This window comes from Janthinobacterium sp. GL_088 (genome assembly GCF_057837845.1).
The window spans coordinates 3,848,194-3,866,637 of record NZ_CM174453.1; the positions used below are offsets into that span (position 1 = coordinate 3,848,194).

Here is an 18,444-nt window from a genome sequence, read left to right on the forward strand (position 1 = left end):
TCGCTGCAAGTTCGGCCTGTATTAGCGGCCATGCACCGCTATGCCGGCCTGCTGATGGCCGGCTTCCTCATCGTCGCGGGCGTGACGGGCAGCGCGCTGGCGTGGAAGGATGAACTGGAGGCGGCCATGCTGCCCGCCGTCTTCCGCGTGGCGCCGCCCACGCCGGGCGCCGCGCCGCTCGACGCCCTGCTGCTGCGCGAGAGGATCGCGGCGCGCTTTCCCCAGGCACAGGTGAGCTACGCGCCGCTGTCCGCACCGCCAGGCCGCAGCATGGTGTTTTACCTGCGCCCGGGCGACGAATCACCGCAGGCCAGCGACGAAGTGTTCGTCGATCCCTATACGGGCGCGATACTGGGCCAGCGTCGCTGGGGCGCCATCAGCCAGGGCGCCATCAACCTGCTGCCCTTCATCGAGCGCCTGCATTACGCGCTGGCGCTGGGCGACACGGGCTTGCTGGTGTTCGGCCTGGTCGCCATCGTGTGGACGCTCGATTGCTTCATCGGCGCCGCCCTGACCTTCCCCGCGCGCCTGAAAAAACGCGCGCCGGGCACGAAACCGTGGCTGCTGCGCTGGCGGCCATCGTGGCTGCTGCGCCGCAACGGCGGCAGCTATAAACTGGTATTCGACCTGCACCGCGCGGGCGGCCTGTGGCTGTGGGCCATGCTGCTGGTGTTTGCCTGGAGCGGCGTCGCCTTCAATCTGTACGGCGCCTATGCGGCCGTGATGCATCCGCTGTTTGCCCACCAGGGTACCGAAGAAATCGTCGCGCGACACACGCCGTCGCCGGGGCCGCAGTTGGATTGGCCGGCCGCCCGCGCGCAGGGCCGCCTGTTGATGGGCGAACTGGCGCGCCGGCACGCTTTCAGCATCATCGAGGAAAACGCGCTGGCGTATGAACGCGCGCTGGGCGTGTACAGCTACAACGTGCGCAGCAGCCGCGACGTGCGCGCCCACAAGGGCCTCACCACTGTCTTTTTCGATGCAGCCAGCGGCCGACAGCTGGCCGCCTGGCTGCCCACGGGCGCAGCCAGCGGCGACACCATCCGCAGCTGGATCAGCGCCCTGCACATGGCCTCGATGTGGGGCTGGCCTTTTAAACTGTTCATCTGCGCCATGGGCCTGCTGGTGGCGGGCTTGAGCGTGACGGGCGTGCTGATCTGGCGCCGCAAGCGTCAGGGGCAAGCCAAGGCCAGGGCGCTTATTCATTAGTACAGCTAATAAGAGCATGCCGATTCCAGCGGCTTATCAACGAATGGCTTAGGCCGTAAAGTAGCTCCTGTCAATGATTGAAGGAGCTAGCCATGAACCACGTCACCCTGAATAACGGCATCAGCATGCCCGTCGCCGGCTACGGCGTCTTCCAGATTCCCGATCCGGCCGAATGCGAGCGCAGCGTGATCGACGCCATCGCTTCCGGCTACCGCCTGATCGACACGGCCGCTTCCTACATGAACGAGGCAGCCGTCGGCCAGGGTATCAAGCATGGCGGCGTGGCGCGCGCGGAACTGTTTGTCACCAGCAAACTGTGGGTGCAGGACACGGGCTACGAACGCACGCGCGACGCCATCGACCAGTCGCTGCAACGCTTGCAGCTCGATTATCTGGATTTATTCCTGATCCACCAGCCGTTTGGCGACGTCCACGGCTCCTGGCGCGCCATGCAGGACGCATATCGCGGCGGCAAGTTGCGCGCCATCGGCGTGAGCAATTTCCAGCCTGACCGACTGATGGACATCATCGCCTTCAACGACATCGCGCCCGCAGTCAACCAGATCGAAATCAACCCTTTTCACCAGCAAGCCGACAGCGTGGCTTTCATGCTCGAACACGGCGTGCAGCCGCAAGCGTGGGCGCCATTCGCCGAAGGCCGCAACCATCTGTTCCATAACGAGTTACTGTTGGACATCGCCACCAGACATGGCAAGTCCGTGGGCCAGATCGTCTTGCGCTGGCTCACGCACCGGGGCATCGCCGTGCTGGCCAAGACCGTGCGCCGCGAACGCATGGCGGAAAACCTGGCCATAGACGATTTCGACCTCGATGAAGCGGACATGGCCGCCATCGCCACCCTGGAAACGGGCACCAGCAGCTTCTTTTCGCACCGCGACCCGGCCATCGTCCAGTGGATGGCCGAACGCAAGCTTGGTATTTAAGGGAAAACACACATGCCAACAAAAGATACAAGCACGGGCCGCCGCGGCTTCCTGCTGGTGGCCAGCAGCCTGGCCGCCACGCCGTTGATCAGCTCGGCGCAAGGCGAAACGGTGCCGGCAACGGTGGAGGGTCGTCGCAAGCTGGGCCAACTGGAAGTATCGAGCATCGGCCTGGGCGTGCAAAACATGAGCCGCACTTACCAGACGACAATACCCAGCCGCCCCGAAATGCATCGCATCATCCGCACGGCTTATGAGCAGGGCGTCACCTTATATGATGCGGCCGAAGCCTACGGCCCGCACGAGGTGGAGCACATCCTTGGTGAAGGCGTGGCGCCGTTTCGCAACGACATCGTCATCGCCACCAAGTTCGGCTGGAATATCGACCAGCAGACGGGCGAACGCCGCCCCGGCCTGAACAGCCGTCCGGCGCACATCAAGCTGGTCGTCGACGGCATGCTCAAGCGCCTGCGCACGGACCGCATCGACTTGCTGTACCAGCACCGGGTCGACCCGCAAGTACCGATCGAGGACGTGGCCGGCGCCGTGCAGGACCTGATGCGCGAAGGAAAAGTGTTGCACTGGGGCTTGTCCGAGATGGGCTTGAAGACCTTGCGCCGCGCCCATGCGGCACTACCCGTCAGCGCCGTGCAAAGCGAATACTCGATGCTGTGGCGGGGGCCGGAAGACGGCGTGCTGGCCCTGTGCCAGGAACTCGGCATCGGTTTCGTGCCGTGGAGCCCGCTGGGCGTGGGCTTCCTGACAGGCGCCATCGACGCAAAGACCCGCTTTGCCGACGGCGACATCCGCAAGATCGAATCGCGTTTTGCACCGGAAAACCTGCCGCACAACCTGGCGCTCGTGAGCTTGGTCAATCGCTGGGCGGCGCGCAAGCAGGCGACACCGGCGCAAATCGCCCTGGCCTGGCTGCTGGTGCAGCGGCCGTGGATCGTGCCGATTCCCGGCACCACGCAGATGGCGCACATGCTGGACAATATCGGCGCGGCCAGTGTGCGTTTTACAACCGCAGAAGTGGCGGAACTGAACCAGGCTGTGGCAGCAATCCCGGGGCAAGGGGCAAGGCTGCCCGACGCCGTGCAGGTTTATTCGGGCGTGGAAGCCGCAGTTCGGCCTGTCCTCAGGGAAAGCCGATGAACGCCTGCGGCACGGCGTCAGTCAGCCACACGCCATTGTCCGACACATAAAACACGTGACCCTGCGCCCGCATGGCGGCCGCATCCACCGTCAGCACGACGGGCTTGCCATGGCGCGCCCCGACGGCCACGGCCGTTTCGCGGTTGCTGGACAGGTGCACGTGGTTGCGCGATCCCGGCAGCAAACCGCCGGCGCGGATCGCCTCGACAAAGCGGCTGGCCGTGCCGTGGTACAACATGGCGGGCGGCGTGGCGGGCGGCAGAGCGATATCGACGGCCGCCAGCGAATGCCCCTGGTTGGCGCGGATACGCATGCCGTCGTCGCTGATGGCATAGCGCGTCTTGCTGTCGCGCTCCACCACGTCATCTAATTGTTCACGGGAAAGGCGTCGGCCATGCCGGGCCGCTTGCGCCAGCAGCTGGCCGATGTCGGCCCAGCCGTTTGGATCGAGCGCCAGGCCGATTTTTTCGGGGGCATGGCGCAGGATCAGGGAAAGGAATTTGCTGGTTTGTACTAAATGATCTGTCATCCCCCAGTCTACCGTTATCAGAACGCATATGACAAGGTCAGGCGGGCGGAACGCGGCTCCACCGGATGGAAATGCCGGTCGTTCACCCCTTCCGTGGCCTCGCCGGGCAGGCGCGACGCATAGTAGTAATCGATGTCGCTGGCGCGCTTGTCGAACAGGTTGAACACGTCAAGCGACAACCGCGTCTTGCGGTTGAGCTGGTAAGCCACTCTTGCATACGCCAGGGTGGTCGAGGCCGAGCGCACGCTGTTGTCTTCGATCAAGGGACGGGGACCGAAATAGCGCAGCTGGAAGGCGCCCGACCATGGCCCCTGGTCCGTCACCGTCACGCCGAACGAGGCCACCTTGTCGATGGAGCCCGGAATGAAATTGCCGGCCGGATCATTCTCCTTATAGCGCGAGCGCGAGGCGGCCAGGTCCAGGTCGAACAGCAGCCATGGCGCGGCTATGTAATGGTTGTTCCACTCGATGCCGTGGCGGCGGCTGGCGCGGCTGGGCTCCGTCTCGCCCGCGTCACCGACGAACAGCAATTCCGACGCGATGTCGAGGCGCCACAGAGCCAGCGAGCTTTGCAGTCCCGGCAGCCATTCCGTGCGCGCGCCCAATTCCATTCCCTTGGTTGGTACCAGCGGCGTGACGGGCGTGGCCGGCGCGCCATCGGCCAGGCGCGTCTGCGTCGTGCCGCGTGCATCATTGCTATGAAAACCTTTTCCGTAGTTCACGAAGAATTCCGTCTTGCTCCACGGCCCAAGGATCAATGACAGCTTCGGCGACACCACGTGGTCATTCACCGCGCCGCTGTTTCCCTCGATACTGCTAGCCACATTGAAACGGTAGGCGTCGTAGCGCACACCCGCCACGGAGCGCAGCCACGGCAGCCATTGCACGGTGCTTTCGCCATACAGGCCGATACTGGCTTCGCGCACCCGGTCTTCGCGCAGCGTGCCTTGCCGGACGCGGTCCACCGTGTTGTACAGGCCCACGGGCGACAGCCGGTCGTAGCGGGCCTGCACGCCCAGCTTGTTGCGCAGGGGAAGACCGAATAGCTGCGTGGTCCAGCTTTCGCTGGCGTTCACACCCGCCACCGTGCGCCGCTCGCTTTGCTGGAACTGGTCGCCCTGTTGCGGATCTGCAAGGAAATACGTGAAGTCGCTATTGAGTTCCAGCTGCGAGCGGATCACGTAGGCGTCGAATTCAAACAGCCGGTTTTCCGTGCGCTGGCGCATCGCATAGGACAAGCTGTAACGCGAAGTATCGCCACCGTCGCTGGGCGCCAGGCTGCCGAAACGGCCGATCTGGCCCGATTCCACGGCGCGCAGCGGCACCTGGTCGGTGGCGTTCCAGCTATTTTTGTAGGCCATGGCCGTCACGCTGTAGCCGTCGTCTTGCGTACCCTGGCTGTAGCGCAGCACGCCGCTATATTTACGCACGTTTTCCGGCACGTCCCAGGGGCCGTTGTTGCGGTTCACTTCCAGGCCGACCAGCAAGGTGCCGGGTCCGGCGCCAAAAGAATCGGCCACGACGCCGCGCACATAGCCGTGCTGGCCCACGGACACGCTGGCCTGGCCTTGCGGCAATTTGTCGGCCAGGCGGATGCGGGCGCTGCCTGCCGAGGAAAAATCGCCTTCGCCGGCGAAATACGGCCCCTTCTTGTAATCGATGCGCTGCACCAGTTCGGGAATGAGGAAATTGAGGTCGGAATAGCCTTGCCCATGCGCATGCGTGCGCATGTTGACGGGCATGCCGTCGACATGGGTGGCGAAATCCGTACCATGGTCGAGATTAAAACCGCGCAAAAAATACTGGTTGGCCTTGCCGTCGCCGCTGTGCTGGGTGACGATCAGTCCCGGCACGAATTCCAGCAACTCGCCCGTGCGCAAGGCGGGCCGGTTGACGATCAGTTCGCTGGTGATGACGCCCTGGCTGGCCGCGTCCGACGTGCCGACGGCGTTGTCGTAGTGGCCCGTCACACGCACGGTGCGCGACTCTTCAGCCACTGTGGCGGCCCCGGCTGGCGCTTGCGCCGCCACCAGGCGCCCCATGCCCAACAATGCCAGTGCACAAGCTGCCATCAGTTTGCGTTTTCTCAATAGCATCGCGTCTCCCCTTTTTATGATGTCAGTACAGGCCCCTGCTGACCATATACGCGGCGGGTGGGCGCCTGGATTCAGCCTTTTCAAGGAGCGACCGTGGACCTGAACGACAGCACCGGCAAGGCAACCAGCACTGCCGCCGCCGTGCGCAAGCGCGATGTGCTGCCGTATATCCTGCTGTTCATCCTGCTGGCGGGGCTGCTGTCCGTGCTGGCCGGCGCCCTGTTGCCGCCCTACTATCACGCCGTGCCGGCCCTGCTGTGGAGTCTGGGCTTTTGCGTCAGCGGCATGCTGCTGGGTTTCCTGTTCGGCATACCGCGCACCCTGCCCTCGGGCACCGTCAACATGGCGCCGCCCGACGAGCGCAGCAATGGCAAGATCCGCCCCACGGACGAACCGCCTGCCGCCGGAGCTGATGCGGCAACGGGCAACGCCAGCAATACCCTGTTCCTGGGCACGCCCACGCCCATGGAAATCAATTCGAATCTGGTAGAAGTGTCGGACTGGCTGACGAAAATCATCGTCGGCGTGGGCTTGATCGAACTCAAAAGCCTGCCCGGCAGCGCGCGCAGCATGGCCGCCTTCATCGCACCGAGCCTGGATACGGACACGCCCACGGCCATGGCCGTCGTGGGCGGCATCATGCTGTTCTTTTCCGTGCACGGTTTTTTGATCGGCTACCTGCTCACGCGCATCTACCTGTCCATCATGATCAAGCGCGCCGACAGCATGGTCAAGAACGAATCCGTGCGCCTGGAGAGCGGCAAGGAAATCGAAGTCACGGAATTGAGCCGTCTGCAGCAAAAATCGCTCGACGACATGCAGGAAGCCGTCACGCAACTGCTGCTGGCCCATCCGCCGGACGGGGGCGCGGCCGTCACAGCCCTGGCCGGCATGCCGACGGCGCAAAAGCCGGCCAGTCAGGTGCTGTGGCTGGACGACCATCCCCGCAACAATACCTTGCTGGTGGAACAGCTGGAACGGGAAAACATCAAGGTGGAGCAGGCGGTCTCGACGCGGCAGGCGCTGGCCATGCTGCAACAGAAGCCCTATGCGCTGCTCATCACGGACATGGCGCGGGTGGAAAACCGCCGGCGCATCAAGGATGCGGGCGTGCGCACGGTGCGCGAAGTGCGGCAGGCGCAGCCTGCGTTACCCATCATTGTGTATTGCAGCAAGGATACGGTCGCCAGTTACGGCACAGAAGCGGAGGCGGCCGGCGCCCGCTTCATCACGACGTCGGGCACCAGCCTGCTGGCCAGCGTCAACAAGCTATTGCATGAGGAACGGGGGGATGGCGCTCAGTCTTCCACGCAGTAACGGTAACTGCCCACGTGATGCAGCGAACTGCGCTGTGGGTGCGCCAGCTGATTCGGCGCAAATACGCACACGCTCGTGTCAGCCAGCAAGTGCTGCCCATCCGCGTCCGCGCACGCCTGTGCCAGCCAGCTGTCGCCATACGACACGCCATCGAGCAACCGGGCCAGCGGCGCCGGCGACGCCAGCATGGCGCTCTCAACACAGGCAGGCTCGTAGTGCGTGAGGCCTGCTTCCAGGAAGAATGGCGACGCTACTTCATCGCCATCCTCCGTGTACGTGGGCGCCAGGAAGGCCTGCAGCGCGTCCCAGCTGGCAAAGCGCCCGCGGCACACAAACACGTGGACGATGGGCGCGCTGCCGCACACGCTTACAGCTTCTCCATCTTTTGCCGCACGGCCGGGGCCGTCGAAGCCGTCGGCGCCAGTTCCAAGTAGGTTTTATAGGCCGCTTTCGCCTTGGCGGCGTCGCCGGCCTTGGCATAGGCGTCGCCCAGGTTCAGATAGGCGATGGCGCGCGACGGGTCCATCTTGACCGTGTTTTCAAACCAGCGGGCCGCTTCGCGGTATTTTTCCTGCTTGTAGAAGACAAAGCCCAAGTTATTCGCCGCCAACGCGAAGTCGGGACGCAGTTTCAGCGCTTCCGTAAATTGCGCTTCCGCCGCCGCATATTGTTTCTCCTTGTACAGCTGCAAGCCACGGTCATTGGCCCGCTGCGCCAGCTGGCGCGTGGACGTCGGCACGGCGCCCGGCGTGACGATCTTCTGTTCGCCGCCCTGCAAATCCTTCACCGTGACGCTGGCCGCCGCCGGTTTCGCATCGAGCTTGCTATTGAGGGCGATGGCTTCCGTCGACAGCTGCGTCGTGTTCGGGCTGAGGAATTCCGTCTCGCCCGGCAATTCAAAGACGAAATCGCCGCCTTCCGAGCCAGGCAAGCTGCCGAACGCGGGCGTCTGGTTCGATACGCTGGACACGGCCGGCGCCACATACGCCGCCAGTTCCGTGGCCGTGATGAGGCCATCACCGTTGAGGTCGCCCTTGCCCGCCAAACCCTGCAGCAGGGTCCACGTAAACACGGAGTGACCGTTCGGTCCGCCGTCGGCCACCAGCTGGTCGCCGCCGCCAGCCGTCAGCATTTGCCGGCCGATGCGCTTGGCGTTGTCCCGCAAAAATGAGCTGGAACCGGCGCCGCGCGTCAGGCCCAAGCCGCTGTAGCAGGCATCCATGACGAAGAACGCGTGCTTGGCCGTCAGGGATTCCGCGATATTCTGGATTTCCGTCATCGGGATCGCATCCGTGGCGAACTGCGCCGGGTCGGAATCGACGGGTACGATGTAGCCGAGGTCGCGCCCGGAACTGAGCTTGCGCGTGGCGCCGTGGCCGGCGAAGAACACGAAGATGCGGTCATTCTTTTGCACGCCGCCATGCGCCAGCTTGTCGTGGAAGGCGGCCAGGATGTTGTTGCGCGTCGCTTCACCATTTTTCAGGGTCACGACACGCTCGGGCGCAAACGCAAACTTTTCAATCAACGTTTCGCGGATGCCTTGCGCGTCGCGCACCGCATATTGCAATTTCGGCCATTTCGCGTAATCGTCGATGCCGATCACGACGGCCCAGGAATTGGCGTAACCGGTGGTCACGGGCACTTTTTCCGGCGCCGGGGCCATGCTTTTCGCCACCTGGAAGCTGGCGCCATCCCAGCCCGCGAATTGATAGCCTTCGGCGATCAGCTTGTCGAGCACGGCCGGCAAGGCTTTCACCGTGCGTTCGTGGATGTCGTGGAACAGGACGATGCCGCGTCCCGCCTTGTCGACGGACGCCAGCACGCGGTTCGTGATCGAGCTGGGCACAGGGTCGGCCCAATCCAGCGAATCGATATTCCACATCACGGATTTCAAATGCGCATCGGCCAGCGCGGCCATGCCTTCGCTGTTGCGCGCGCCATACGGGAAGCGGAACAGCGCGGCCCGCTCGGGGCTGATGGCCCTCAATAAAGTGTCGGTGCCGAGAATTTCGCCTTTCAGCTTGTCGCCCGTCTGTTTCGACAATTGTGCGTGACTGAAACTGTGGTTGCCCACGGCATAGCCCTCTTTCATCAGCTTGCGGCTTACTTCCGCGCCCGCGCCCAGCTTGGCGTGGCCTTCCGCATCGAGCGAACCGAGATTGCGGCCCACGTTGAAGAACACGGCCGGCACGCCATACTGTTTCAGGATGGCGCTGATTTCTTCCGTGTAGCGGCGGTGCGGGCCATCGTCAAAGGTCAGCACGATGGTTTTCTTCGGCAAACCCAGGCCGAAGATTTCCGCCTCATCTTTTTTTGGCACGGGCTTGGCTTCGGGCACGAAACCAGCCGGGGGTACTGCATACGGTACGACGATGCCATTTTCCTTGAGTATCTGGTCGCGGCTGTAGAGCTTTTTCAGCTGCGCCACGTAATCGTCCCACCGTTCGCGCTTGAGTTCGATCGCGCGCTGGCCCAGGTTGCCGAAGATTTGCCGGATTTCCTTCTCGTAATTGCGCTCGATCTCTCCCAGCGCATCGAGGTCTTCGGAAATGCGCTTGTGCAGCTTGATCGCCGGCAAAGACGAATCCTTGGCCACGTCGGCCAGCATGCTTTGCAGCAGCTCGCGGAAGGCCAGGCGGTCCGCGTCATACAGGCCGGGATCGGATTCGATATACGTCAACAGGCTGTCGAGCGCCTCGAAGCGGCCCGGATTGGTGGGCGCCGTCAATTGATCAAGCGCAAGATCGAGCTTGGCGATGCGTTCCTGGTTTTCATGGAACAATCCCTGCCCCACTTTACGCGCTTCGTCGCGCGCGCCTTCCGGCAGACTTTGCTCGTCGGCCAGCAGCACGATAATCTTGCGGAAATTGCCCAGCAAATCGCGGAACTGGGCAGCCACGGCGGCCGTGTCGACCGTCGATTGGGCGGCGGCGGACGGGCTGCCCGATACGGGTGCGCCCGGCGTGGCAGTGGCGGCGGGACGCGTGTAGCTATAAATGCCGGCCCCAGCGGCGAGTGCCACGACAACGGTGGCGGCGATCTTGATCGGTTTGGAAGTCACAGGCTTGTCATTCCCTTCACATACTATGCATAGCATTCAGATGGCGCGGATGCGCACGATGCATAATTGTAAAGCACGCCTGGCACAAGCTCAGCCCGCACGATGAATTTCGGCAATAATATCGCTGAACACATCCATAGATAGTGAAAACGGAAAAGACGATGCACAAGAAACTCTGCGCTGCCGCGCTGATGCTGGGCGTGGCCCTGATGCTGCTGCAACTGCGCGCGCATGCGGGCGACGACCTGATCAATGTGGCGGGACGCGTGTGCCTGCCGCACTGAGCCACGCGCCCGTCTTCCAGCACTACACCTTGGCCGGTTCCCAGTAATTGCTCAGCCCCAGCTTTTTCAAGCCGGCAGCGACAAAACGCGGTTCCAGCAATTCCTCCGCCGTCAAGGGCTGGCGGATCAGCTTTTGTTCCTGCGCAAACGCCAGCACCCGGCGGTAATGGCGGTACACGGCGTCATCGTACAGGGGCGACCAGCGCTCTTTCCAATGCAAGCCCGGATCGTCATAGCTGCGCCGCACCACGCTGTCGGGCGTACCGTTGCGCGTGCCATCCTTGATGATCGCTTCGCGGTTGCCGTCCAACGCCGCCCAGTGCTGGGCCCGCAGCCAGGCCGTGGCCACCAGTTCGGCGATATCGGGATGGGCTTGCGTAAAATCGCGCCGCGCCCACAGTTCCGCCCGCATCTTGCGTTCCGGCAGCCCCTTGCTGGACCAGATGATGCGGCCAATGCCCTTGTCTTCCAACGGATAGCCATTGATCATGAACAAGGCGTCGACGGCGCCCGTGGCCAGCGCGGCCGTGCCAGGCTTCAAATCCATATTGATCAAACGAAAATCCGTAGGCGACATGCGCTGGTCGGCGATCAACTGACGCAAGCCCAGTTCCCATGGCCGGCCCCGGTGCACGCTGATGCGCTTGCCTTTCAGCTCGGCCAGCGACGTGGCGCGCGAACCGGTAGGCACCAGCAGGAACTGGTCCGTGCCCCGCCCCGCCGGCACGATCACCTGCGTGCGCACGCCGCCCGCGTTGAGGATGACGGACGGCAAGTCGCCATACGCGGCCATGTCGATGCGCCCGCTGGCGAATGCCTCGTTCATGGTCGCGCCCGTGTCGCCCGTGACGGGCAGCCATTCCAGCCGCACGCCCCGCTGCTTCAGTTCGCGCGCCAGCCAGCCTTCCTGCTGCACCCGGTAAGCGATGCCGCCCAGTTCCGCCTTGCCGTTTTCCGCAAACCCCGTCGAGGCGATGCGCAGGGCCGCCGGCGGCACCCCCGCCCCTTTCGCTGCCGACACTGCCGACACCGCCTGTCCCGCCAGGGGCAGCAAGGCCAGCCCGCCCATCACCGTGCGTCGCCGCATCGCATTCTCCTCATCATCAAGCATGGCCACTGTTGACGTACTTCCCGCTCAAGCCGCCCGGCGCGTCTGCGCCAGCGCCGCTTCGAAGGGACGCGGGTCGATCCAGGCACGCACGTCTACCTTGCTGGGCAAGAAATTCCAACGGAACAGGAAATCGCTGAAATCCTGCAAGCCCGCGACCGACGTTTCCGCCAGGTCCGTGTCCAGGCGCAAATGTGCATCCTTGCCATACGCCACTTGCACCCAGTGCTCGCTGGCATTCGATTCGCGCGCAAGGAAACGCCGCGTCTCGTCCGCGTGACCGCGCGCCCACGCTTCGGCCCGCAGCACCTGGTCGACCAGGGTCACGGCGGAACTGAAATGGTTGTCGAGCAAGTGCGCATCGACGCTCAGGGTGCGCGGCGTGCCGTTGTTGGCGCGAATCAAGGGTTCCGGATGGATGCCCGTGTCGATCACCGTGTGCAAGCCAAACTGCTGCGCCAGCTGGGCGGCTGAGGCGCCTTTCAGGAAAATGGCGTCCACCTCGCCCCGTAGCAGTCCCAGTAGTTCCGGGCTTTGCCCGCCGCGCCGCGCGCCGCTGAACAGGTTCGTTGCCGCGCCCTTCTCCGGCGCCGCCTCGCTCTGGCCCGTGTTGACCACATAATCGACCAGTTCTACATCGGACACGGCCAGCCCTTCCAGGCTCAGCGCATTTTCCAGCCCGCGCAAGGCTTGCGCGCGCGCAAAGTCGATCTGCGCCTTGGCCCACAAAGGCAAGCCGAAGCGCCGTCCCTTCAAGTCGCGCACCGACTGGATGCCGCTGCCGGGCAAGGTCAATATCAGCTGCGTCTCATCCGACCACGACAGGCCGATCACGCGGGTGTCACGCCCCGCCGCGCGCGCCCACAGGGCGGGAATATTGCCACCGTGACGCACGGAATTTTGCAAGGTATGGTCAAAATGCGATTCGCGCACGGCTTCCTGCTCCGATTCGCGCAAGGAGCGCAAGCTGGTGCCTTCGGCGCGCAGGGCTTCTTCCAGCCAGCCTTGCTGCAGGGCTATCCCCAGGCCCGTCGGGACGGGGCAGCGCGTGTACCACAGGGTGTCGAGTACGTTGTTATTGCTCATCGTGTATCTCCAGGTTGATGGATATCAAAAAAACTACAGCGCCATCCTGCGCGCCCATTCATTGCCATCCCACAAGCTGCTGGGGTGTTCTTCCTGCGCCACGGGCGCATGCGATTCGTCCAGATCGCTGAAATCCGCATGCAATCCATCGCGGATGGACACAAAACCGGGCGAACCGCGCTGGCGCGGGTGGGCCAGCGGCACGTCCTGCACCCGGCGCACCTTGCCGGGCCGCGCATCAAGCACGACGATGCGGTCGGCCAGGTAGACGGCTTCATCGATGTCATGCGTGACCATCACCATGGTGATGCCCTCGTCCTGCCACAGGCGACGCAGTTCCTGCTGCAAACGCAAGCGGGTCAGCGCGTCGAGCGCGCCCAGCGGCTCGTCCAGCAGCAGCACGTCGGGCCGCCCCACGAGGGCGCGGGCAATCGCGGCCCGCTGCGACATGCCGCCTGATAACTGATGCGGATAGGCATCCGCATAGCCGTCGAGGCCCACGCGCGTAATTTCCGCCGTCACGCGCGCGTCGCGCTCGGCCAGCGGCACTTTGGTATTGCTGAAAGCCACGGCTACGTTCTGCTGCACCGTCAGCCAGGGAAACAAACGGTGGTCCTGGAACACGAGGCCGCGGTGCAAGTCCGTGCCACGGATGGGCACGCCATCGTGCAGCAGCAAGCCTGTGTAATCCGTGTCCAGACCCGCCAGCAGGCGCAGCAAGGTGGACTTGCCGCAACCGGACGCGCCCACGATGGCGACGAATTCGCCGGGGGCGATGGTCAGCGAAATATCGTCGAGCACGGGCAGCGGCGCGCCTTTCAGCGAAAACGACTTGCTCACGTGCTGCACTTGCAAGCCGCCGCTCAGGTGCTGCTTTTGCGGCGACAAGGCCGAGGGGGAAACGAAATCATTCATGGCGCACTCTCTGCGGTGGGGGCGAGGGAAGGAATGGCGGCGGGCGGCGCCCGGCGCAGCCAGCGGCTGCCGTGGAACACCAGCCAGGCGGCCAGCCAGGGAAATAGCCAGATCAGGAACACATTGCGCAGCCCCGTCAGGTCGGCCAGGCGTCCCGCCGCCAGCGCGCCAGCCGTGCCGCCCACCATGCCGAACAGGGTCAAATGGGCGGAAACGCGGGCCTTGTCGACTGGCGCGCGGGCGATATTGTCTGTATTGACGAGGTTATTCACGCCCAGGCCCAGGCCCAGCAGCACGGAGGCAGCCAGGTAGGCGATGCTGTTTGGCCACAGGCCGAGGATCAGCATGGCCGCCATGATGGCAAGGTGCGCGCCGCCATACAATTGCTCGCGATAGCGGCTGGCCAACACGAAACGCCCCAGGAACAGCAGCACGAGCACGCAACTGAGTCCCTGCACGGCCATCAGCCAGACGGAGTGATGCGCAGGCCAGTGCAGCACGCGGATGGCCAGCAGGATGGAAAACACGCCCACGCTGGACGCCGTGAAGCTGGCGAGGATTTCGAACAGGTAAGTCACGCGCACGATAGGCAGGCGCAGCAGTTCGCGCAGGCTGGCCGCACCGGGCAGCAAGGCTTGGCCATCCAGCTTGCGCGGCGCCGTATTGCTGGGCAACACTTGCCAGCCCAGCACGGCCAAAATGGCGAACATGAGAGCGGAGATCAAAAAGCCCGCCTTCAGGCCCAGCTGCGCGATCAGGTAGTTGCCGCACAAGGGCCCGAGGAACTGCATGCCGAGGATCAAGGTTCCCTTGTACCAGCCCGCCTTGCCCTGCCCCAGTTCCGGCAGGCGCACAAGGAAGACCGTGCTCATGGCCACGATGCGCAGCGAGATGCACAGGCCGACGAGAAACATCAGCAAAGCCACCCATTGCCAGCCGGGCAGCCACGGCAGCACGCAGAACGCCAGTGCCAGGCTCAGGCTGACGCCTGCATACAGATGCTTCGGGTTGCCGCGCGACAAGATGTAGCCGGCCGGTATGGTGCCCAGCGCCATGGCCAGGGTTTCCGCGCTGCTGATCGCAGCCAGCTGGAAATTGCTCACGTGCAGATGCAAGCCCAGCAAGGTGGCCAGCACCTTGTTCATGCCGATGGTCACGCCCGACAGCAGGGTCAGGCCGATAAAGCGCAGCAGAAAGGCGCGCAGCTCGCCTTCGCGGGCACTGACGGCCGCGTCTGGCTGGAATGGCAACGATTCACTCACTGCTGCGCCCCTTCACCAGCAAACGCGCCAGCCGCGCAAACGCCACGTTCATCGCTTGCGCCAGCAAGGCGATCACGAGCACGGCCAGCAGGACGACGTCCATGCGGCCCGACACTTCGCCATTGAGCAGCAATGAACCCATGCCGGGGCCGGCAGAGAACAGCAGTTCGCCGCCCAGGCACGCGAGCCAGGCAAACGCCAGCGCATGCGTGACGCCGGTGACGATGGCCGGCATGGCGCCCGGCAGCAAGATTTGGCGCAGGGTCTGCCAGCGCGTCAGGGTCAGCACCTGCCCCACTTCGCGCAATCGTCCTTCCACCTGGCGCATGCCCGCATACGTGTTGAGCACGGTAGGATAAAAGGCGGCGATGGCAATCACCAGCAGCTTGGCGCCGTCGCCATTGCCCACCCACAATCCCAGCAGGGGGATCAGGCCCAGCAACGGAACTTGGCGGATGCTGTGGAACAACGGGCCGATCAATCGGTCCGCCAGCGGCGACTGCGCCATCAGCGCGCCCGTGACGATGCCGGCGCTGCCGCCCAGCAGCAAGCCGGCCAAGGTACGGCCCAAACTGGCGCGCAAATGCACCCACAATTCGCCCGTCAAAACCAGGTCGCGCAGGCTGTGCGCCAGGTCGCCCAGCGACACGAAGATATATGCGGCCGCCGCGCCCTGACCGGAGGCCCATTGCCAGGCGCCCAGCAAGGCCAGCGGCAGCAGCGCGCCCTTGATGATCTGGATCAAACGTTGTTTCATATGGACTCCCCATTACGCTTCCAGCCCATCAGCCGTGCTTCCAGCGCATGACAGAGCCGGTCCAGGCCAAAGCCGATCACGCCCGTCAGCACCACGCCCACCATCACCACGTCGAGGCGGAACATTTGGCGGCCCATTTCCATCATCTGACCCAGGCCGCTGTCGGCAGCCAGCAATTCCGCGCCCACCAGCACCATCCACGAACGCGACAGGGCAATGCGCATGCCCGTCAGCGCGGCCGGCACGATGGCCGGCAAGACGATCAGGCGGATGCGCTGCCAGCGCGAGAAGCAATACACTTGCGCCACCTCAAAATAGCGTTGCGACAGGTTGCGGATGGCGTCATGCACGGCCAGCGCGACGATAAAGAAACTGGCCTTGGCCACGATAAACACCTTGAAGCTCTCACCTATGCCAAACAGCAAGATAAACAGGGGGATCAAGGCCACCGTGGGCAGCTGGCGCAAGACATTGAAGGTGGGGTCGACATAGCTGCGCAAGCCAGGCGACAGCCCCAGCACGACGCCAAACGCCAGGCCCGCGCTGGCGCCCAGGCCGAAGCCGGCCAGCAGACGGAACAGGCTGATGCCCAGGTGCTGGCCCAGTTCGCCGCTCTCGGCCAGGTCACGGGCCGTCAGCAGCACTTGCCAGGGCGACATCAAGATGTGCGCGGGCATCCACTCGAACGTGGTGGCGGCCGTCCACAGCAGCAGCAAGGCCAGCGGCGATGCCCACACGGACCAGCGTGAGCGTATAAAGCGCTGCAGCCAGGGCACAGCGGCGGCGCGCACTGGCGCAGGGGCGCGCGGCAAGGCGATGGCGTTGGCAAGAGTATTCATATGCCCCCCGTCATGGCGACCAGTAAGTTTGCAGCTTCAGCTGCGCCAGCGCCTGGTTGACGAACTGGGGCGCGAACAGGCTGTCGACTTGCAGGGGCCGCCCGATCAGGCCCGCGCTCTTCGCATACGCCGCCTCGCCCACGTAGTGCTGGCGCAGGCTGGCCGTAAACAAGGGCGACCAGCGCGCCTGCCATGGCGTATGGTCGCCCGCCAGTTCGCGCCGCACGACGCTCTCCACCTGACCTGCCGCCGCTTCAGTACGCACGTATTCGTCTTCGCCGCCAGCGCCGGCGGCCCGGTGGTGCTCGCGTACATACGCCGTCACCACCAGCTGGGCCAGTTGCGGATAGCTTTTCAGGAAACCGCTGTCGGCCCACAGTTCGGCGCGCATCTTCCAGTCCTGCGGCGGCGCCTTGCTCGACCAGATGATCTTGCCGACCTTTTTATCTTCCAGCAGGAAAGCGTCGCTGAGGGTAAAGAAGGCATCCGCGCCGCCCGTCGCCACGGCCGCCGCACCCGCCTGCGGATTGAGGTTGAGTATCTTGACGTCGCGCAAGCTCATGCCGTTCGCTTCCAGCAGGCGCGCAAACGGATATTCCCACGGCCGGCCCCGGTGCAAGGCGATCTTCTTGCCCTTCAAATCCTTGATCGACCTGGCCGTGGAACCGTTCGGCACCACCAGATAGGTATTGTTGGCGCTGCCGCCCGGCAAAATCAGCCGCGTCGTCAAGCCCGAGGCATTGGCGATAATCGATGGCAGATCGCCATACTGGGCCAGGTCGATCGAGTGGTTGGCAAAGGCCTCGTTGACTTGCGTCGCCACGGAATTGGTCGTGACGGGCACCCATTCCAGCTTCACGCCCAGCTTGCCCAGTTCGGCCGCCAGCCAGCCCGTTGATGCCACCTGGGCAGCCGAGCCGGCAAACACGGTCTTGCCGGACGGCGCCGTGCGTGCCACGACGGCGATACGCACGGCGGCCGGCAGAGGCTCGGCGGCGGCCGCCAGCGCGATGGCGGGTGCCAGCAGGCTGGCCAGCACGGCGGTAGCGAATACTTTGCGCCAGCTCAAACGTAAGAATTTCAATGACATCTCGGGCCTGTTCTTGAAAGGGTTACACCAGGTCGGTGGCAGGAAGCAGTGAAAGCGCGCGCGCCGTGTCGATCAGCTTGCTCATCTTCCATTGCTGCAGCAGCACGCCGGGACCGAAATCGCGCGAACCGCCGATGGCTTCGGCCGAAATCTGAATTTTTGCGCCCTCTTCCAGCAGCAGGATGAATTCAGCCAGCTTCAGCAAGCCCTGCTTGCCCCACACGGTGGCGCCGCCATTCGCTTCCAGGATGGCCGTCGCGTGCGTGTTGCGGGCGATTTCGCCGAGGATGAAATCGACTTCCGGCTGGCGGCGGTCGATATAGATGGGAATTTCGCGGATCAGCTGGAAGCGCTGCACGGGCACGTAGCGGATCGGCAGGGTGCGGTGCGTCTGCGCCCATGCGCCCAGCGACGGCGAATGTACGTGCGAGATCGACGTCACTTCCGGCCGCTCGCGGAACAGCTTTAAGTAGCGCGCGCCGCCGTTATTCGCGTCGCCCGCGAGCACCGTGCCATCGAGCGCCAGCACGGCCGCCTTCAATGGCTGGCCGCGGCGGAACGGACCGGGATCGTTGACCACCACGACCTTGTCGCCGCCAGGGGTGCGTTCGACAAAGCCCACCGTGCCATTGGCCGTCAGGCTGCCCGTCTCGCGCAAGCCGTCGAAGGCGATCTGCGCATCGCGCCGCACCTGCTCCACGAAGGCCAGTTCGGCCGCCGTCAACTCCTGCACCTGTACTTGTTGTGCTTCCGCTTGTGCCACGTCCGTCATGTCATGCTCCATTTGCTTGG

General features: G+C 64.2%; 17 protein-coding genes. 5 read left to right on the forward strand and 12 right to left on the reverse strand.

The features are described 5' to 3' along the window. The first annotated feature begins 30 nt into the window (after nucleotides 1-30). The 3 genes from AC3IQ7_RS17360 (at nucleotide 31) to AC3IQ7_RS17370 (ending at nucleotide 3,308) form a co-directional block, all read left to right on the forward strand. Nucleotides 31-1,209 (forward strand): PepSY-associated TM helix domain-containing protein, encoded by a 1,179-nt coding sequence (locus AC3IQ7_RS17360; RefSeq protein WP_489206804.1) that lies wholly within the window; start codon nucleotides 31-33, stop codon nucleotides 1,207-1,209. Between the two features lie 92 nt (nucleotides 1,210-1,301). After that, nucleotides 1,302-2,153, forward strand: coding sequence for an aldo/keto reductase (locus AC3IQ7_RS17365; RefSeq protein WP_489206805.1), 852 nt, complete (start codon nucleotides 1,302-1,304; stop codon nucleotides 2,151-2,153). 12 nt (nucleotides 2,154-2,165) lie between these two features. Further along, a complete protein-coding gene (locus AC3IQ7_RS17370) occupies nucleotides 2,166-3,308 on the forward strand; it encodes an aldo/keto reductase (RefSeq protein WP_489206806.1) in 1,143 nt (380 codons plus the stop codon). On the opposite strand, the gene AC3IQ7_RS17375 is transcribed toward AC3IQ7_RS17370, so the two are convergent. Both AC3IQ7_RS17375 and AC3IQ7_RS17380 read right to left on the reverse strand, forming a co-directional pair. Then, on the reverse strand, nucleotides 3,292-3,837 hold the full coding sequence (locus AC3IQ7_RS17375; protein ID WP_489206807.1) for an RNA 2'-phosphotransferase: 546 nt from the start codon (nucleotides 3,835-3,837) through the stop codon (nucleotides 3,292-3,294). The two genes, AC3IQ7_RS17370 and AC3IQ7_RS17375, sit on opposite strands and share 17 nt — an antisense overlap. Nucleotides 3,838-3,854: 17 nt before the next feature. Beyond that, nucleotides 3,855-5,933, reverse strand: coding sequence for a TonB-dependent receptor (locus AC3IQ7_RS17380; RefSeq protein WP_489206808.1), 2,079 nt, complete (start codon nucleotides 5,931-5,933; stop codon nucleotides 3,855-3,857). A gap of 93 nt (nucleotides 5,934-6,026) precedes the next feature. Here AC3IQ7_RS17380 and AC3IQ7_RS17385 point away from each other — a divergent pair, with 93 nt between their 5' ends. Continuing rightward, entirely contained in the window at nucleotides 6,027-7,250 is a 1,224-nt protein-coding gene (locus AC3IQ7_RS17385) for a response regulator (RefSeq protein WP_489206809.1), read from the forward strand. Here AC3IQ7_RS17385 and AC3IQ7_RS17390 read toward each other — a convergent pair. Beyond that, nucleotides 7,232-7,615: an immunity 22 family protein gene (locus AC3IQ7_RS17390; RefSeq protein ID WP_489206810.1), complete on the reverse strand. Its 384-nt coding sequence runs from the start codon at nucleotides 7,613-7,615 to the stop codon at nucleotides 7,232-7,234. The genes AC3IQ7_RS17385 and AC3IQ7_RS17390 overlap by 19 nt on opposite strands. A 2-nt stretch (nucleotides 7,616-7,617) precedes the next feature. Beyond that, nucleotides 7,618-10,311 carry a polysaccharide deacetylase family protein gene (locus tag AC3IQ7_RS17395; RefSeq protein ID WP_489206811.1) on the reverse strand — a complete coding sequence of 898 codons (2,694 nt, stop codon included), beginning with the start codon at nucleotides 10,309-10,311 and terminating at the stop codon, nucleotides 7,618-7,620. A gap of 161 nt (nucleotides 10,312-10,472) precedes the next feature. Between AC3IQ7_RS17395 and AC3IQ7_RS17400 the strand changes: the two genes are divergently transcribed. Beyond that, nucleotides 10,473-10,595 (forward strand): hypothetical protein, encoded by a 123-nt coding sequence (locus AC3IQ7_RS17400; RefSeq protein WP_267891635.1) that lies wholly within the window; start codon nucleotides 10,473-10,475, stop codon nucleotides 10,593-10,595. A gap of 22 nt (nucleotides 10,596-10,617) precedes the next feature. Here the strand turns inward: AC3IQ7_RS17400 and AC3IQ7_RS17405 are convergent, their stop codons facing one another. Genes AC3IQ7_RS17405 through AC3IQ7_RS17440 form a run of 8 tightly spaced genes read right to left on the reverse strand, consistent with a single transcriptional unit; the run spans nucleotide 10,618 to nucleotide 18,424 of the window. After that, entirely contained in the window at nucleotides 10,618-11,682 is a 1,065-nt protein-coding gene (locus tag AC3IQ7_RS17405; RefSeq protein ID WP_489206812.1) for an ABC transporter substrate-binding protein, read from the reverse strand. A gap of 48 nt (nucleotides 11,683-11,730) precedes the next feature. Next, nucleotides 11,731-12,789: an ABC transporter substrate-binding protein gene (locus AC3IQ7_RS17410; RefSeq protein WP_489206813.1), complete on the reverse strand. Its 1,059-nt coding sequence runs from the start codon at nucleotides 12,787-12,789 to the stop codon at nucleotides 11,731-11,733. Nucleotides 12,790-12,822: 33 nt separating this feature from the next. Beyond that, nucleotides 12,823-13,704 carry an ABC transporter ATP-binding protein gene (locus AC3IQ7_RS17415; RefSeq protein WP_489206814.1) on the reverse strand — a complete coding sequence of 294 codons (882 nt, stop codon included), beginning with the start codon at nucleotides 13,702-13,704 and terminating at the stop codon, nucleotides 12,823-12,825. Next, complete coding sequence (locus tag AC3IQ7_RS17420) at nucleotides 13,701-14,966, reverse strand: MFS transporter (RefSeq protein WP_489206815.1); 1,266 nt, start codon at nucleotides 14,964-14,966, stop codon at nucleotides 13,701-13,703. Before AC3IQ7_RS17420 ends, AC3IQ7_RS17415 begins: the two co-directional genes overlap by 4 nt. Beyond that, nucleotides 14,959-15,723, reverse strand: a complete 765-nt coding sequence (locus AC3IQ7_RS17425) for an ABC transporter permease (protein WP_099377301.1) — start codon at nucleotides 15,721-15,723, stop codon at nucleotides 14,959-14,961. Before AC3IQ7_RS17425 ends, AC3IQ7_RS17420 begins: the two co-directional genes overlap by 8 nt. Beyond that, nucleotides 15,720-16,562 carry an ABC transporter permease gene (locus tag AC3IQ7_RS17430; protein ID WP_489206816.1) on the reverse strand — a complete coding sequence of 281 codons (843 nt, stop codon included), beginning with the start codon at nucleotides 16,560-16,562 and terminating at the stop codon, nucleotides 15,720-15,722. Before AC3IQ7_RS17430 ends, AC3IQ7_RS17425 begins: the two co-directional genes overlap by 4 nt. Before the next feature lie 10 nt (nucleotides 16,563-16,572). Continuing rightward, nucleotides 16,573-17,652 (reverse strand): ABC transporter substrate-binding protein, encoded by a 1,080-nt coding sequence (locus AC3IQ7_RS17435; protein ID WP_489206817.1) that lies wholly within the window; start codon nucleotides 17,650-17,652, stop codon nucleotides 16,573-16,575. Between the two features lie 22 nt (nucleotides 17,653-17,674). Next, nucleotides 17,675-18,424 (reverse strand): class II aldolase/adducin family protein, encoded by a 750-nt coding sequence (locus tag AC3IQ7_RS17440; protein WP_489206818.1) that lies wholly within the window; start codon nucleotides 18,422-18,424, stop codon nucleotides 17,675-17,677. Nucleotides 18,425-18,444: the final 20 nt, after the last annotated feature.

Excerpts from the sequence above, each read along its gene's own strand:
- AC3IQ7_RS17405 (WP_489206812.1), bottom strand. The coding sequence starts at position 11,682 with ATGCGGCGACGCACGGTGATGGGCGGGCTGGCCTTGCTGCCCCTGGCG.
- AC3IQ7_RS17410 (WP_489206813.1), bottom strand. The coding sequence starts at position 12,789 with ATGAGCAATAACAACGTACTCGACACCCTGTGGTACACGCGCTGCCCC.
- AC3IQ7_RS17425 (WP_099377301.1), bottom strand. The coding sequence starts at position 15,723 with ATGAAACAACGTTTGATCCAGATCATCAAGGGCGCGCTGCTGCCGCTG.
- AC3IQ7_RS17380 (WP_489206808.1), bottom strand. The coding sequence starts at position 5,933 with ATGCTATTGAGAAAACGCAAACTGATGGCAGCTTGTGCACTGGCATTG.
- AC3IQ7_RS17370 (WP_489206806.1), top strand. The coding sequence starts at position 2,166 with ATGCCAACAAAAGATACAAGCACGGGCCGCCGCGGCTTCCTGCTGGTG.
- AC3IQ7_RS17430 (WP_489206816.1), bottom strand. The coding sequence starts at position 16,562 with ATGAATACTCTTGCCAACGCCATCGCCTTGCCGCGCGCCCCTGCGCCA.
- AC3IQ7_RS17360 (WP_489206804.1), top strand. The coding sequence starts at position 31 with ATGCACCGCTATGCCGGCCTGCTGATGGCCGGCTTCCTCATCGTCGCG.
- AC3IQ7_RS17400 (WP_267891635.1), top strand. The coding sequence starts at position 10,473 with ATGCACAAGAAACTCTGCGCTGCCGCGCTGATGCTGGGCGTGGCCCTG.
- AC3IQ7_RS17415 (WP_489206814.1), bottom strand. The coding sequence starts at position 13,704 with ATGAATGATTTCGTTTCCCCCTCGGCCTTGTCGCCGCAAAAGCAGCAC.
- AC3IQ7_RS17440 (WP_489206818.1), bottom strand. The coding sequence starts at position 18,424 with ATGACGGACGTGGCACAAGCGGAAGCACAACAAGTACAGGTGCAGGAG.
- AC3IQ7_RS17375 (WP_489206807.1), bottom strand. The coding sequence starts at position 3,837 with ATGACAGATCATTTAGTACAAACCAGCAAATTCCTTTCCCTGATCCTG.
- AC3IQ7_RS17435 (WP_489206817.1), bottom strand. The coding sequence starts at position 17,652 with ATGTCATTGAAATTCTTACGTTTGAGCTGGCGCAAAGTATTCGCTACC.
- AC3IQ7_RS17365 (WP_489206805.1), top strand. The coding sequence starts at position 1,302 with ATGAACCACGTCACCCTGAATAACGGCATCAGCATGCCCGTCGCCGGC.